This window comes from Proteiniphilum sp. X52, from assembly GCF_003712195.1.
Classification (GTDB): Bacteria; Bacteroidota; Bacteroidia; order Bacteroidales; family Dysgonomonadaceae; genus Proteiniphilum.
This window is the reverse complement of the sequence record NZ_RDSD01000024.1, coordinates 1-15453: the sequence shown is the minus strand read 5'-3', so window position 1 is coordinate 15453 and position 15453 is coordinate 1. Positions and strand designations below refer to the sequence as shown.

Annotated in this window: 16 protein-coding genes and 2 pseudogenes; 12 read left to right on the top strand and 6 right to left on the bottom strand. The window is 41.7% G+C overall.

Annotated features, from left to right (window positions below):
- Positions 1–2: 2 nt before the first annotated feature.
- Both D7D25_RS14960 and D7D25_RS14955 read right to left on the bottom strand, forming a co-directional pair.
- A complete protein-coding gene (locus D7D25_RS14960) occupies positions 3–932 on the bottom strand; it encodes a GLPGLI family protein (RefSeq protein ID WP_122969739.1) in 930 nt (309 codons plus the stop codon).
- Positions 933–1146: 214 nt separating this feature from the next.
- Positions 1147–1749: a hypothetical protein gene (locus tag D7D25_RS14955; protein ID WP_122969738.1), complete on the bottom strand. Its 603-nt coding sequence runs from the start codon at positions 1747–1749 to the stop codon at positions 1147–1149.
- A gap of 42 nt (positions 1750–1791) precedes the next feature.
- Here D7D25_RS14955 and D7D25_RS14950 point away from each other — a divergent pair, with 42 nt between their 5' ends.
- Together D7D25_RS14950 and D7D25_RS14945 are read left to right on the top strand one after the other, a co-directional pair.
- Positions 1792–2163: a topoisomerase C-terminal repeat-containing protein gene (locus D7D25_RS14950; protein ID WP_221408016.1), complete on the top strand. Its 372-nt coding sequence runs from the start codon at positions 1792–1794 to the stop codon at positions 2161–2163.
- Complete coding sequence (locus D7D25_RS14945; RefSeq protein WP_122969736.1) at positions 2160–3059, top strand: Abi family protein; 900 nt, start codon at positions 2160–2162, stop codon at positions 3057–3059. Before D7D25_RS14950 ends, D7D25_RS14945 begins: the two co-directional genes overlap by 4 nt.
- 167 nt (positions 3060–3226) lie before the next feature.
- Here the strand turns inward: D7D25_RS14945 and D7D25_RS14940 are convergent, their stop codons facing one another.
- Positions 3227–3415 (bottom strand): hypothetical protein, encoded by a 189-nt coding sequence (locus D7D25_RS14940; protein WP_221408015.1) that lies wholly within the window; start codon positions 3413–3415, stop codon positions 3227–3229.
- Between the two features lie 4 nt (positions 3416–3419).
- A complete protein-coding gene (locus D7D25_RS18175) occupies positions 3420–3839 on the bottom strand; it encodes a hypothetical protein (protein WP_185140272.1) in 420 nt (139 codons plus the stop codon).
- Between the two features lie 507 nt (positions 3840–4346).
- On the opposite strand from D7D25_RS18175, the gene D7D25_RS14935 reads away from it, so the two are divergent.
- The 4 genes from D7D25_RS14935 (at position 4347) to D7D25_RS14920 (ending at position 10240) form a co-directional block, all read left to right on the top strand.
- Positions 4347–5360, top strand: a complete 1014-nt coding sequence (locus D7D25_RS14935; RefSeq protein WP_148038950.1) for a hypothetical protein — start codon at positions 4347–4349, stop codon at positions 5358–5360.
- Between the two features lie 160 nt (positions 5361–5520).
- Complete coding sequence (locus D7D25_RS14930) at positions 5521–7968, top strand: TonB-dependent receptor (protein ID WP_122969733.1); 2448 nt, start codon at positions 5521–5523, stop codon at positions 7966–7968.
- 17 nt (positions 7969–7985) lie between these two features.
- Positions 7986–9032: a DUF4249 domain-containing protein gene (locus D7D25_RS14925; protein WP_122969732.1), complete on the top strand. Its 1047-nt coding sequence runs from the start codon at positions 7986–7988 to the stop codon at positions 9030–9032.
- Positions 9033–9400: 368 nt separating this feature from the next.
- Positions 9401–10240: a head GIN domain-containing protein gene (locus D7D25_RS14920; RefSeq protein ID WP_158602638.1), complete on the top strand. Its 840-nt coding sequence runs from the start codon at positions 9401–9403 to the stop codon at positions 10238–10240.
- A gap of 79 nt (positions 10241–10319) precedes the next feature.
- Here the strand turns inward: D7D25_RS14920 and D7D25_RS14915 are convergent, their stop codons facing one another.
- A complete protein-coding gene (locus D7D25_RS14915) occupies positions 10320–11306 on the bottom strand; it encodes a peptidoglycan bridge formation glycyltransferase FemA/FemB family protein (RefSeq protein WP_122969730.1) in 987 nt (328 codons plus the stop codon).
- 323 nt (positions 11307–11629) lie between these two features.
- On the opposite strand from D7D25_RS14915, the pseudogene D7D25_RS14910 reads away from it, so the two are divergent.
- Together D7D25_RS14910 and galE are read left to right on the top strand one after the other, a co-directional pair.
- Positions 11630–11854 (top strand): annotated as a pseudogene (locus D7D25_RS14910) (hypothetical protein); the annotation flags it as partial.
- Positions 11855–12041: 187 nt separating this feature from the next.
- Positions 12042–13073: a UDP-glucose 4-epimerase GalE gene (galE, locus tag D7D25_RS14905; protein WP_122969729.1), complete on the top strand. Its 1032-nt coding sequence runs from the start codon at positions 12042–12044 to the stop codon at positions 13071–13073.
- A 91-nt stretch (positions 13074–13164) separates the two neighbouring features.
- Here the strand turns inward: galE and D7D25_RS14900 are convergent, their stop codons facing one another.
- On the bottom strand, positions 13165–13386 hold the full coding sequence (locus D7D25_RS14900) for a winged helix-turn-helix domain-containing protein (protein ID WP_122969728.1): 222 nt from the start codon (positions 13384–13386) through the stop codon (positions 13165–13167).
- 226 nt (positions 13387–13612) lie between these two features.
- Between D7D25_RS14900 and D7D25_RS14895 the strand changes: the two genes are divergently transcribed.
- From D7D25_RS14895 to D7D25_RS14885, 4 genes and pseudogenes are all read left to right on the top strand, one after another.
- Entirely contained in the window at positions 13613–13906 is a 294-nt protein-coding gene (locus D7D25_RS14895) for a hypothetical protein (protein ID WP_122969727.1), read from the top strand.
- 50 nt (positions 13907–13956) lie between these two features.
- Positions 13957–14082 (top strand): hypothetical protein, encoded by a 126-nt coding sequence (locus tag D7D25_RS18600; protein ID WP_255417337.1) that lies wholly within the window; start codon positions 13957–13959, stop codon positions 14080–14082.
- Positions 14079–14660 carry a hypothetical protein gene (locus tag D7D25_RS14890; RefSeq protein ID WP_122969726.1) on the top strand — a complete coding sequence of 194 codons (582 nt, stop codon included), beginning with the start codon at positions 14079–14081 and terminating at the stop codon, positions 14658–14660. The genes D7D25_RS18600 and D7D25_RS14890 overlap by 4 nt, the downstream gene beginning before the upstream one ends.
- A 14-nt stretch (positions 14661–14674) precedes the next feature.
- Positions 14675–15453 (top strand): annotated as a pseudogene (locus tag D7D25_RS14885) (hypothetical protein); the annotation flags it as partial.

The following is a 15453-nucleotide window of genomic DNA, read 5'->3' as shown; positions in this document are numbered from 1 at the left end:
CATCATTCACTCAATTCCAAATCATTGTATTTCACAGGGTTTCTTTTCCTCAATATAGTCATCGTGCCATTATCCATATAACTGAGCGATATGTCTTTCAGTTTCGACCTTCTGTAATCGTTAACCTGTTTCAGAGTTTTGGCTTCTTCAAAGTCTCTGTCGGACGGAAACCGGATAGGTACGTCTTTGATCTGCTCAATTCCAATCGCCTGAAAGCGAAATAACCCATCCTCCGTTTTTGCACTCAGGATCGCTCTGGGCAGACCGTATAACTTCCATGGCCCCTCGTTGATCGGTATTTCCGGTGAAAACCATGCCGTATAATTACGTCCCCGGAATGGGACTGTAGCTTTGTAACAAAGGTAACCCATTATGGAAATAGTATCTTCCGATATTTGCCAATCCATGGGAGGTATTGGTTCTTTTAATCGGAGATATATACCTTTACCCGCTCCGGTAAGTGGACCTTTGTCTATGGTAATAGTTGTGTTGTCAGACCGGTTCTTAAATATCCGCGCATCTTCACCTTTCCGGTCGTTCATAATTTCGGGTTTTCGGTGCATGGCTTCAAAACGCTCGAAAATTTCATTCTCGGGATCTTTCAATACATTTACCGATTTAAGTGTTTGTATTAATTTCTGATCTTTTACTTTGGCGACAGAGTCTCTCCGCTCTTTGTTCCAATCATAGTACACCGACCAGTTTTGTGCAATATCCAATGCCATCGTGTCAGTGATTAAAATTTTCTCATCCTCTTTTGTTGCTTGCTGGTCGAACACATAAATAATACGGAGAAAAGCCTTATCCAATTCTTCCTGTTGCGGCGGGGGATCAAGCTGATTATTTTTTGCCGCTTGCATAGCGTTAAGGTTTCCGGTTGTCAAAAGAAAGAAAAATATTATACATCCGCTGGCTACTGTTTTGTTTCGCATAATTTGGTCTGTTTTGAAGTTTATACCGGCAAAGTAACTAAATATTTTCGTTATAAAACTAATATTATTAGTTAAAAGATGGTGCTTTTCTGAATCTCACGTTTCAATACCGTGTCATGGCAAACAAATCTGATCTTAATAGATTGAAAATAAATGAAATATAAGCTGTTTGTGTTTATTCGCTATTATTTTTGTAAAGGAAGATTTACTTACACTATATGGCAGACTGATAAATTATTTTTATAATTCTATTATTTTTCTGAGGATATATAATCCCGTGTTTGACACTTTGATTTTCCTGATACTTGAACGAGAAGGTCACGATGACACGCTGCTCCAACGCGCACTCCGGCTGCTCGAGGAACTTCCTTGCATCTTCCAACGAGGACCGCTTGGACCCCGGATACAGTATCCGGGTGTATACCAACATCGAAAGAATGCCGTTCAGGTCATACTTCAGCAGCTTGTGTTTCTTCGCTATCTTCTTGCAGATGTGGTCCAGGCCCAGTTCGTAATATATTTTCTGAAGGAACAGGTAGCCGCCGTTGTACGAGCGCCGCTCGCCTTTGGAGATAAGCGCCATGGGGTTGCAGTCTATAATGACGTGCTTGTTCCCTTCTTTTTCAAGTGCGGTCATCCCGGCAACTTGAGTCTTTGCCCATTCAATCGGGTCTTCCCCATTCAACTTCCCGCGCAGTTCTTCAACAGTCCCTAGACGCTTGACCACTTTGGACGTGCTTTTGCCGCTTTCGCTCTTGTAAGAACGTGCCGCGTAGAGAATAGTACAGTTCTTGGACTTGACAATATTCAGTTTCATATCTGCACAATGCTATATAATGCCATAAATATAGAAAAATATTTGACAAAAAAAAGACCTCTGGGGGTCTTTTATCAAAAAAATCGAAAATTTATTGTGTCAAACTACCGGCTTTCGGAAATTGATGTAAAAGCTATTCTAACAAATAAAAAATCTTCTTTATTGAAAGGGCTAAAAAGCAAAACGGGAAAAACGTTTGACACTTATATCGTGTTGAAAGAAGATGGAAGCACAGAGTTTGAGTTTCCTCCCGCGGACGAAAATGAAAAAATAAGAAAAATCGGTATTATTTACTCAATAATTTGGTCAGGTAAAAACAAAATTGTACTTTTGCACTATGTAGAACCTGCCAAGCCTCTTAACAATGCTCAAATCGGCAGGTCGTTTTATTTATATACCTTCCTATTCATATGAAGAAGACATTCAACAAAGGATTTCTATCGGTTCCCGAGCAACTAAATCTCTTAAAAGAACGAGGGTTACTTATTGATAATGATGATCGGGCGAAGGATTATTTGAAGCACATCGGATATTTTAGGCTAAGTGCTTATTTCTATCCTCTACTTCAAACTCCTAAAAATCAACATTTATACAAAGCGGGAGCGACATTTAATCAGGTGTTGGATATGTATCGTTTCGACAGAAAGTTACGTTTGTTGCTTTTTAATGAAATTGAGAAAATTGAAATTGCCATACGCACAGAAATTGTTAATAGAGGATGTAGCTTCTTAAACGATATATTTTGGCTGACAAATCCGATATATTTTAGAGATAGAAATCGATACATCCAAAGTCTATCATTAATAGACGCTGAACATTCAAAATCCAAAGAAGATTTCATTCTCCATTTCAAACAGAATTACAGTAATCAGTATCCGCCTTCCTGGATGTTGGCAGAAATAATACCGTTGGGCGTTCTTGGTAATTTGTATATAAATATTGCCGATAGGCGTTTGCAAAAGCAGATTGCCAAATCCTTCGGACTGCAGGCACCCGTGCTGGCTTCTTGGTTGATGGTACTCGCTAACATTCGAAATATTTGTTGCCATCACGGAAGAATGTGGAACCGTGAGCTACCTAACATCCCTTCTGAACTAAGAAATCCTACTTATAAATGGATTGATGACACGACTACTGACCGAAGGCGTATCTACTATAAAATATGTATGATAAAATATCTGTTGCATACGATAACTCCAAATAACAAATTAAAAGAAAGGCTAATAGAGTTGTCTCAGCGTTATCCAACGGTTGATTTTCGAGCGATGGATTTTCCAATCGATTGGCATTCACAAAAATTTTGGAATTAGCGTAATTTTCCCATTTTTCAAAAAATCCTTACCTTCCGGTGTTTGACGCTTTGGTTTTGTCAGAGTGGTGATAGATCAAGGCCACAGGCCGATTCAGGGGCGATTTGTGGCCTTGCTTTTTTTTCTGACTTTGTGGTATATAGAGGTGGGGGGGAGCCCCCTCCCTGTCAATCCTCTTTTTCTCTTTTCTTTGTCTGTGAGATGATACTTCTCATCTTCTGTTTGGTGACTATCTGGGTATCCGTCCTGAAGCCGGCACTGCCATGGAGATGATTGGTCAAGTCCGTCCTGGTATAAGTGGGGATATATCCTTCACCAGGTATGCTTAGGAAGTCCATCCCCCTGAGTGTATCCACTATCTCATCTGTTGTGAAGTGCTTCCCGCCACGGTTCACTTTCTTCTCCAGATACTTGTATACCAGCAGTGCCAGGAAGCAAGTGAGACGGCCGGGCATCGAAGTCCGTCTTCATGATGCGGAAGCCGTTCTCGATGATCCAACGGCCGCCGTTGTACGAGCGCCGCTCGCCTTTGGAGATAAGCGCCATGGGGTTGCAGTCAATAATGACGTGCTTGTTCCCTTCTTTTTCAAGTGCGGTGATCCCGGCAACTTGAGTCTTTGCCCATTCAATCGGGTCTTCCCCATTCAACTTCCCGCGCAGTTCTTCAACAGTCCCTAGACGCTTGACCACTTTGGACGTGCTTTTGCCGCTTTCGCTCCTGTAAGAACGTGCCGCGTAGAGAATAGTACAGTTCTTGGACTTGACAATATTGAGTTTCATATCTGCAACAATGTTATAAATATAGAAAAATATTTGACAAAAAAAGACCTTTGGGGGTCTTTTATCAAAAAAATCGAAAATTTATTGAGTCAAACTACTGATAAATTATTTTTATAATTCTATTATTTTTCTGAGGATATATAATTAAGATTGAAAAAAATATTTTAGATTTGCAGGCGCTTCATATGAATTATTTTCAGATGATCCGGTATCATGAGAAATATTCTTATGACGAAGATCCTTTCCCTTGAGGATGCGAAATAGGAACACTTTAGCAAAACGAAAGAAATACATACTTTACTTTAATTATTATCATTTTTATGAAACATGTTTGTAGGCCCATCGTTCGCGGGTCGAATGGAGTCTTCAGAGTTCCTGCTGGTATCTTCAATTGCCCTTGGCCCCTTGTTCTAATCCCCGCGTTATCCAACAATGAGATACTCTGCTACTCCTAATGAAACTAAAACCATTAGGAGGATAAGATAATAAATAATGTATCATCAAATAATGAATAGGAGATTATTTTATTTAATATTGACTGCTTTTTTATTATTTACCAGGGTTAACGCTGACATTGCTCCCAACCCGATTGTTGTCAAAGGAATTTATACAAATGACAGTTGTAAAATCCAGATGACAGAAGAATATGTTTATGCTGACTTGTTTAATGATTCAGCCAAAGTATCATGTACTTTTGAATTATTAAACCATGGGGAAAGCATAACTATTCAGGTTGGATTTCCGGTAATGAATTTTCAATACTGGTCTATGGGTGACTATTCTGATGATGATAAATCGCATTTCAGGATTTTTGTTGACAATAAAATGCTGACAGAAGAGGATATTGGCGTGCCTTCAGAGTTAGATAGCATTTACAATGCTTATATGTATATATACCATATTGAGAAAGAATACCAGCGGAAAATGGATAGCATATATTCAGCAAATAATGTGACTATAGAAGAGAATGTATTTTTTCAATATTCTTCAAATCCATCATATCAAGCAGCCAGGGCAGCTTTGGAGGATTTGTTTAAATGGAGAGAGACAAAACCACATTTCGGATCAGACCTTTGGCAACCCTTTGGAAAACAAATGGAAAAAGGTAATTTTCCGTGGTATGTATGGAATGTTCATTTTTACAAAAATGAAAGGAAACAAATAAAAGTAGAGTATTCACTGCCATCCGGACAAGGATATGGTGCTGATTATAGATATTTTAAGTATATTCTGGAGACTGGTTCAGGATGGTATGGCTTGATAGAAAAAGCCGATATTGAATTAAAACTACATGATATTAAACTGGAAACCTTGGAAGAAATCTCACCGTTTGGGTATCAAATGGCTGAAAATGATAAAATAATTAAATGGAGTTTTACAAATTTCGAACCTTCGCAACAGGACGATATTTATGTAAAATACTATAACAAAAAAGAGAGGAAAGACTGGCAAAGGTATAAAAGAAAAAGGAAAAGAGCGATTTTTTTGAGAAAAGTCAATCCTGTCAATTGGTTTAGATAAATAAAAATATACACTACAATGGCAATATTGCAAGTGGCGTGGGAGACAGAGTGATTTTTCAGTATATTAACGATTTCGGATGAGTGATTTTTGCCGGTTCCGCATCATATAAGCATGTCACGTAAAAAACAACAGTGAGTATTGCTCGTTATTTAATTTTATGAGGAAACAAACCCCACTTTACCTGATGCTGCTGTATATGATCGCCCATCCGGTACTCGCGCAACGTTACACTATCAGCGGATACGTTACCGACAGGGTAAACGGTGAAACCCTTATCTCCGCTACTGTTTTCGACTCAAATTCCGCTAAAGGAACGGCAACCAATAGCTTTGGCTACTATTCGCTGACGTTACCGGCCGGGGATGTGACCCTCGAGTATTCTTATATCGGATACAGAGCATCAAAACAGGAATTTCACCTGCAGCGCGACACGGTGTTGAACATCCAGTTGGATCTGGATAACATGCTGGAGGAAGTGACGGTGATTGGAAACCGCTCCGAAACAGGAGTGAGGGGATCGCAGATGAGTGCCGTGGAAGTACCCATCGAGCAGATAAAAAATATCCCGACCCTCCTTGGGGAAAATGACCTGATCAAAGCATTGCAACTGTTGCCGGGTGTACAATCGGGTACCGAAGGATCGGCCGGGCTGTATGTGCGGGGAGGCGGGCCGGATGAAAACCTGCTCCTGTTGGACGGGGTGCCGCTGTATAATGTCAATCACATGCTCGGTTTCTTTTCCGTGTTCAACAGCGACGCGCTGAAAAACGTGACCCTTTACAAAGGCAGTTTTCCCGCGCGGTTTGGCGGACGACTTTCATCTGTGGTGGACGTGCGGATGAAAGACGGAGACGATAAAAAAATTCGTGGCACGGCAAGCATCGGCCTTATCTCATCCAAATTACAGTTGGAAGGCCCTATCATAAAAGAAAAGACCACGTTCAACCTATCATTGCGTAGAACCTATATCGATGTGCTGGCCCAGCCGATCATCAAAATGGCACAGGACAATGAAAACGGAGGAGTGAACAGGGCGGGATATTTCTTTTACGATATAAACGCCAAGTTCACCCATAAGCTATCGGATAAGGACAAACTATACCTGAGCACCTATTTCGGGGATGATGCAATTTACCTGAAAGCGCAAGACGGACATTCATATGGTGATAATCTGGAATCCAGAGATCATACGAAGCTCGACTGGGATTGGGGCAATGCCATTGCCGCACTCCGCTGGAACCGCATCCTGAACAACAAACTGTTTATGAATACTACCGCTTCATTCACCCGTTACCGCTCTGCATTAGGCAGCGGCCACGAAAGCGAAACCCGCCATCCTTCCAATTCTGGTCAACCCCAAACGAAAGAAGAAACGCGGCTCACCTATAATTCCGGAATACAGGATTGGACACTGAAAACCGATTTTGATTTCACGCCCAACGTCAATCACGACATCAAATTCGGTGCCTCTTACACTTACCATACATTTGCTCCCGATGTTGTTTCCCTGAAAGTCATGGATACGAGCCAGACAGAGCAAAACATCGATACTGTAGCCGGAAGCCCCAAAATATATGGCCATGAGACGGCGGCTTACCTTGAAGATAACATCTCACTCGGAAAAATGCTGAAAGTGAATTTGGGGGCGCATTTCTCTTCATTTCACGTGCAGAACGGCAGCTACTTCTCTTTGCAGCCGCGTGCGGGATTGAGGCTGCTGCTTACCGACAACTTGTCGTTGAAAGCCGGCTATGCTTCCATGAGTCAGTACATCCACATGCTTTCCAATAACACCATCAGCCTGCCGACGGACTTGTGGGTGCCGGCCACATCAAAAATCAAACCGATGAAATCACACCAGTATGCCTTGGGAGCATTCTATTCGCTTCCGCATGTCGCTGATTTCTCCGTGGAAGGCTATTACAAGACAATGGACAATCTGCTTGAATATAAGGATGGCGCCTCGTTTATGGGAGTATCCACCAATTGGGAAGAGAAGGTGAGCATGGGACGAGGGATAGCTTATGGCGTAGAATTCCTGGCCCAACGTTCATTCGGGAATACGACCGGATGGATAGGATACACTTGGTCTAAATCCGACAGGCTCTTCGACCGCCCCGGAAATACCATTAACAATGGGAAGCGGTTTCCCGCCAAGTACGACAGAAGGCACGACATCAGCATTACCGGCACGCATAAGTTCTCGGAAAAGATAGATTTGTCCGCCTCATGGGTATTCAGCACGGGGAATGCCGCAACCTTCGCCTTCCATGAATATGCGGCAGCCGATTCTCCCACTTACAGGCATCAATCCTATTCACCCGCAGCCTATTCTTATGTGGAGGCACGGAACAATTTCAGGTACAACAATTACCACCGGCTGGATCTGGGAGTGAATTTCCACAAAAAGACCAAACGGGGAAACCTCCGCACATGGAATGTCAGTATTTACAACGTGTACAACCGCCTGAATCCTTTCTATGTATATGTATGGGATGAAACCTCCGTGAATCAGGAGACGGATGAACGGAAAACAAAAAAGGTTTTGCGGCAGGCCACGCTCTTTCCCATTATCCCTTCGGTAAGCTATACAATTAAATTCTAAGATTAATTTGTGAGACAATGAAACGGGCATATCAATCCTTTACCCTTCCGCTATTCATCTTCGCGTCTTGTTTTATATCCTGCGAAAAAGAGATCGAATTCAAAGGTAAGATCACCGATCCGCTAGTGGTGGTGAATGCATTGCTTACCCCTGATTCGGTTGTTTCCCTGCATCTGTCCCAAAGCCGTTTTGTGCTTGGGGAAATAGCCTCGTTCAATCCGATTTCCAATGCGATAGTATCCGTATTTGCCAATGACGATCTGAAAGAACAACTCTCGCGTGGTGAGAATGGATTATACAGGGGGACCTACTTGCCAATGCCGGGTGATCATATAAAGATTGAGGTTGTTGCCGAGGGATTCAGCAGGGTCACGTCTCAAACCCGGATCCCGAAAAAACCCCGTGTCGTGGTCAATGATTCCACAGTGACTGTCCAGGAAGAGGAATACAGTAATCCCTATCAAGCCAATACCGTAACTAAAACCACATCCCGTAATATGCGGCTACAACTGAGATTGACGGATGCAGCCCACGAAGAGAATTATTATTTTATAAAAGCCTCACAGTACTTCTCAGATAATGGCACGCTCATCACGGAAAGGAAAGTGGGGTTGAAACTCAGTGAAGTATTGAAGAACAATATTACGGATACCGGTAATATCTTTGAGGGTATTTTCGGTGATGAGGAAGAGTCGGACAGGACGGATAACCTTTTTTCGGATCTGTTTGTGGACGGGAAAGATATCCTTTTCGATTTCTCATTGTCTGATATTCTGGAGTCCGCGACTTATGTCAATGGAGAGGAAATAAATGACGGGAACAGTTCCCGTGAAGAGGTGACAGTGGAATATATCATAGAGATAGGTGAGATTTCAAAGGATATGTACCATTACCTCATTTCAGGCAATAAAGCCTTGAATGCCGAAGATTATGGCCCCTTTGCCGAACCGGTGCAGGTCTATTCCAATATAGATAATGGCGTGGGTATTCTTGGCGCGTACACTACCTACCGATTCTCTTCTCGCTTTAAATCAAATTATTTGCCCTATTATTTTCCGCACTAGAATTTAGAAACCGTTTAAATTTTTCATATGATTATTTTATTTTTTTATTTCGGTATATGGAACCTTTGATGTTCAAAATAATCATTCCCTTCGGGTGTTTAATGATTATTTTAAACATGTCGGTTTCATACGTAAATGGTTCGATATATAAACATCTATTAATTAATGATTTAATTTATTTTAAAAATTTGAATTCTCAGGGGGTAATTATAGGAAGAAAGTTATTCATTTACTGGCAGGATGAAAGAAAGAAAATAGTGAAAAAAGATAAAGAATGATGTAACCAAATGAGCGTAAATTACGTCTAACAATAAAGTGGTGGATTAAAAAATAATTACCATAAAAGTATAAATTAAACACTGATGACAATGAAGACATTATTCACTATTATCCTTGCCACTGTGGCATTTATCAGCGCTCCGGCGCAAAACAGAGTCATAAAAAAGAACCCTCAGGTGGCACCATTTACCGCCATCAATGCGTCGGGAGGATGGGATGTTATTGTACGCCAGGGCGACCGTCAGTCGGTTTCCATAGAAGTGAGCGAAGAGGTGTCGGACAGGGCCGTTGTGGAAGTCAAAAACGGCACGCTGCATATCTATAATAAGAAAAACAACCGGACATTCTCCCTTCGCGACTTAGGTAACAGGCGAAACACAATCCAAAAGGCATATGTCACCGTTACGGATTTAGGAAAGATAGATGCATCGGGTGGTGTGGATATCGGTTTTGAAACACCCCTAAAAACCGGCGATTTCGAGCTTGCACTGAGTGGGGGCACCGATCTGGAAAATTTAAGGCTGGAGTGTAGGCAATTTAAAGGAGAGTTTTCGGGCGGATGTGATGCGGGGATCAGCTTTATTTCCGCGCAGGTCGTAAGAGCCGATGTGAGCGGTGGCAGTGATGTGGAATTGTATGATATATCCGCACAAACGACCCGGATTTCCGCCAGCGGCGGTTGTAACATTGAACTGACGGGGAAGACCGGCGAGCTTACCCTGACCGCGAGTGGAGGATGTGATGTTTCTGCTTCCAAACTCAACGCGCATAATTGTAATGCCGATTTTTCAGGTGCCGCAAACGGTAGTATCCGTGTCACAGGCCGCCTCGATATCACTGTGTCGGGTTCAGCCGACGTAACCTGTTTCGGTAATCCGGGCGAGGTAAACAAAAGAGTAAATAAAAGCAGTTCATTGAAATTCAGCTGATAATAACACAGCCACAATGCAAATTAAAGCCATTTTCCGATACATCGCAATATCGGGAAGTGGCTTCGGCGCGTTTGTCTCAATCATAAATGCGGTTTGCGAAAAAGTTGAGTAATCCCCAGTTGAACCGGTACCAGCGCCTCGTGGCCCGCTGTTTACCGCCAAATTGGAGCAGGAACCGGGAGCGGCCGGCATTTTTATTCAGAAAACTCACATCCATAAAATCGAAATAATGAAAACCCTTGTTTTCCGATACTTGCATCGCCTGATAAATGGTGAAAATGGTGGGGTAGAGTAATTTGTACCGTTTCGATTTGCCCCAATAGTAAAGGCAATAGACCGTCTCTTTTTTCTCGAATCCCAAAATGGCGCCCCCGATAATTTTACCCTGATAGCGGGTAAGCAATATTTTTCCTTTGCCTCGCCTTATATAGTGACAGAAGAAATTCTTGAAATATTGGAAGGGTGGGAGCCGGCGCGATATTTTTTTGTTGTTTGTGTCACGGATCAGCTTGTACATCTCCGGTAATTTCTCTTCAGAGGTGAATTCCTCTATCCCGATCCCCTTTTTCAAGGCCCTGTTGACCTGGTTCTTCCTGCTCTTCGAGAGCTGATCCCAGATTCTTCTTTTACGTTGGAGCGAGTTCCGGACATTGATCCATTTTACCGAATAGAATCCGTTTTCCCGAAACCCCTTATAACCGAAAATGGCGTTGCCCAGATTTTCATAGCGGATGAAAAAAACCCGGTTACGTACCTCTTTTACCAAATGGGCAATAAGGGCGTCGAATATCTCTATCTGAGGCAGTTTTTTTTTGAAGAAAGCCGGCTGTTGAGAGATGACGCATCTTTTAAACAGTTTACCTCTCAGGAAACGATTGATCCGTACAATGACGGCAAACATGGCGGCTACCGCCACCTCATCCTCGAAAACAACAAGCATGAAAGGGGTATAGGCGGGACTGGTGCCGTACCAATCGAACGATGAGGGGCTGTGGAAAAAATTGATTTCCTCCATCGGAGGAAGATCCTCTTTACGATAATATGCTTTTACACTGTATCCCATATCTGTTTGTGCGCGCAACACGGATCAATATTAAACAAAAATACTAAAAAAAACGAATATCGCAATGTGATTGTCCCTTTTCGATAATCAGGGCCTGTTTCACCCTATTAGGGTTTTAGGTTTTATAAATTTTATGTAATTTTGCAAATTAACGGCTGTAAACGGTATGATACCCTCTGACCGCCCATGATCCAATAAATATTTCAATGAGAAAAATCCTGCTTTCTTCCCTGCTTTTACTGGCCGCGCTTTGGCTGCGTGCCCAGGAAGCCCCCCTTTGGCTTCGTAATAGTGTGATCTCCCCGGACGGTCCCGCCGTGGTGCCCCTTCCCGGAACCATGACCGCCGTATGGTGGGAGACACAGATCGATCCGTCGCTGGTATTCGGTATCCCGCAGGTGACTGTGGTGGATACCAAAGGTACCGTGATGGAAAACAATCAACTGGAACCTGATGTGGAGGTATATAATTCTCCGGAATCACTGCTCAGTGGTGATGATATGCAACTGAAACGCGCAGTGGAGGAACTGTTGAAGAGTGAAAAGTGAAGAATGAAGAGTGAAGAGTGAAGAATGAAGAATGAAGAGTGAAGAGTGAAGAATGAAGAGTGAAGAGTGAAGAGTGAAGAATGAAAAATGAAAATAGTTGGGAGTCGAGACTTGGAGATAAGGTGATTGGTAGACTGGGAGGTATGGAAAGATCGATAATTAGTAATTTGTAATTTGATAAAATATTATGGCAAAAAAAATTCTTGTGACAGGAGGAACCGGATACATCGGTTCCCATACCGTGGTCGAACTGCAACAGGCCGGCTACGAAGTGGTGATTATTGATAATCTGTCCAATTCCAATGCCGATGTATTGGAAGGCATCACCCGCATTACCGGAAAACGCCCTGTTTTTGATAAACTCGATTGCACCGACTTTGAGTCGATGAAGGCATTGTTCCGGAAATATAGCTTCGACGGAATCATCCATTTTGCAGCCAGCAAGGCGGTAGGGGAATCGGTGGAAAAACCGTTGTTGTATTATCGCAACAACATAGTGTCGTTGATTAACCTGTTGGAACTGATGCCGCCGCATAATGTGAAAGGCATCGTGTTCTCTTCTTCATGTACCGTTTACGGAGAGCCTGATACAAATCCGATCGATGAGAATGCACCTGTCAAACCGGCCGCATCACCCTACGGAAATACCAAGCAGATCAACGAAGAGATCATCCGCGACTTTGTACATTCGGGCGCTCCTGTCAAGAGTATCATCCTTCGTTACTTTAATCCTATCGGCGCTCATCCGTCGGCCGAGATCGGGGAACTACCGTTAGGCGTGCCGCAGAACTTGGTGCCTTATATCACGCAGACAGGGATCGGCATACGCCAGCAACTAAGCGTATTCGGCGACGATTATAATACTCCCGATGGTTCTTGTATCCGTGACTTTATCAACGTGGTAGACCTGGCCAAAGCGCATGTGATCGCTATTGAACGGATGCTTGAAGAGAAGTCGGATGAGAAGGTGGAGATATTTAATCTGGGAACCGGAACCGGCCTTTCCGTACTGGAGCTGATCAAAGTATTCGAAAAAGTGTCGGGGAAGCCTTTGAATTATAAAATTGTCGGGCGAAGGGAAGGTGATATTGAACAGATCTGGGCTCAACCCGATAAAGCCAATAAGGTGCTGCACTGGAAAGCAGTTGAAACCATTGAGGATACCATGGCTTCGGCCTGGAAATGGCAGCAACGTCTCCGGGAAAAAGGGACGATGTAATGGTTCTCCTGACAAAAGGAATGCAAAAGAGGGTGCGCTTCACAAATGCGATGAGAGTCACCCTCCTTTCATTGTTTTGAATGCTAAAAACTTAGAAATAGTATTCTACTACAAGATAAAACAGCTCGTTGCCATCATCAGTTGAAGAATCGATCTCGATCTTGTTTTCACGCGCCAGCCATCCGATGGCGGTATAGACCTCTTTTTCCGATAACCCGGAGGCCTTGGATAGCTTCGGTATGTCCCACTTTTGGTAGTCATTCAGCAGGTTCCATATAATGCCTGCATTGGTTCCGATCACTTTCTTGTTCATAGTGGTACCTGTTTAAAAGGATTACCTTTGAAACGCTTTTCGGAACAGTTTTGTTCTTGCTCGAATAAGTAAAATTATTTAGAAGCTGTTTTGAATTTTTTCATTCATTGTTTTTTAGCCATTTTTTGATGGGTTTGGATTTTCATTTATTGAAATGTGGCGGGCTACTTAAAAGAAATGAAAGTTCAAAGGCGCGAAAAAGGGCAACAAACAATATGAAACCGACATGTTTACAATAATCATTACACACCCGGAGGGAATGATTATTTTGAACATCAAAGGTTTTGAAGAATTATTCAAGCGAGAAAAATCAGCCTATGGTTTAGTGAACCATTATAAGATGCTGGAACCATTAAATGTTCAAAAAAATTGGAGTGATTTACAAAAAGGAGAATATGCTTTCAATATACTATGTGTGGAACTTCTATTATCTCATAAGTCAATGATTGAGCAATTAGATAATAAGATGTTAAAGAGCCTTTTGGAAGAAGCGGTTAACAAATACGATAAAAAAGCATAGTGTATTCAATGTATAGTGTGATGCCTACTGTGAAATTAAGTTTAAGAACAATGGATAAATTAAATTCAACCTCTTTGAAATATAAAGAATTTCAAAGAATTCTCCACTTGAAGGAAAACAATACGATTGCAAAGGCTCAGTTTATTATGGATCAAGCAAAACAAGAATTAAAATGAAACAGATACAGATACTGATAACTTGTAGTATGTTGCTTGGCATGATAGCATGTCAACGACAAAATATTAATATCTCTGAATTTAAGCATCAGGAGCTGTTTAATATTCCAAAAGAAACAGAAAATTTTATTATAGCTAATAATGAATATGAAATTCTGAAAAATGAGTTTTCCGGTTTTGATAGCTACATTGATTATTATATAGCTCACGGCAACACATATCAGACGGATTATTCATCTATGTCAGACAACGAAGCCATTAGAATAGCTTGTGTCGAGTATCTGATGAGTCAAAAAGACTTTTTGCTGCAGTTAAACTCCAAGCAACGAAAAGAACTTTTATGTTTGTCCATGAAAAAGCAGAAAATCAAGTTTGATGTTAAATACAGTAATCCGATGATGGCAAGACAAACAGGCTTACAACTGATTACTCAACTGCTGTCAATAGAAGGAGAAAAAGAAATATTACAGTCTATTTCCGATTATTGTAGCCAACATGAGTTTGAATATGGTATTTATAATGATAAAGATTTTAATGATTTTTTAATGCAGATTATTTCAAATCATTGCAATAAGTAAAATTCGACAACACCATGAAGAAGATAATTTTATGCTCCCTATTTTTAGGGAGCATTTGTAATTTGTCGCTATCCCAAGTATATACTCCCAATGGAACTGTTGTAGAAGCACACACTCTTTCTGCCGGTGATGTTGCTTTGTTTGAAGCACAAGCTGCGGGCTGGTTAGCCGACCACAATCTGACAGATTCCGTTCAAAGGGTTGGTGCTGCCACCCGGGAATATAATTGTCACTCTTTTGCCTGGAATATTTCGGAAGGTGGAAACAATGTTTGGGTTAATGCCTTTCTCGATAGTGATTATAACTCTTTCAATCCATATAATTCCAACAGTATTCCTCCGCTTCCCCAAAATATATCAAAATATTGGGATGATGGCAGTTACATACAAGTAAGCAATGAAAGTTTAGCAAGTAAGGTGTGGTATGGGTCTTGTTGGACATGGACAGTTTATGGATGGAGTGATAATTGTGATCATTCAGCCGTAAGACTTTCTAATGGGTTATATAAATCGAAATGGGGGGCTTGGCCTCTATATATCCATGCATATAACGATTGCCCATACACATGGTCAAATAGAAAGTATTATATTAAACGACCTGCCCTCTCCGGCCCCCGAAATATTTGTGGTCAAGAAACTTATACATACACTATCAATCTACCTAATAATATACCCGTCTCATGGAATGTCTCTTCGGATATCCGTATTGTTTCCGAGCAAAACAATTCTGTTACTGTAGAAAGAAATCCAAATACCTATTATATGTATACGGACTCTTATATTGTTGCAGATGT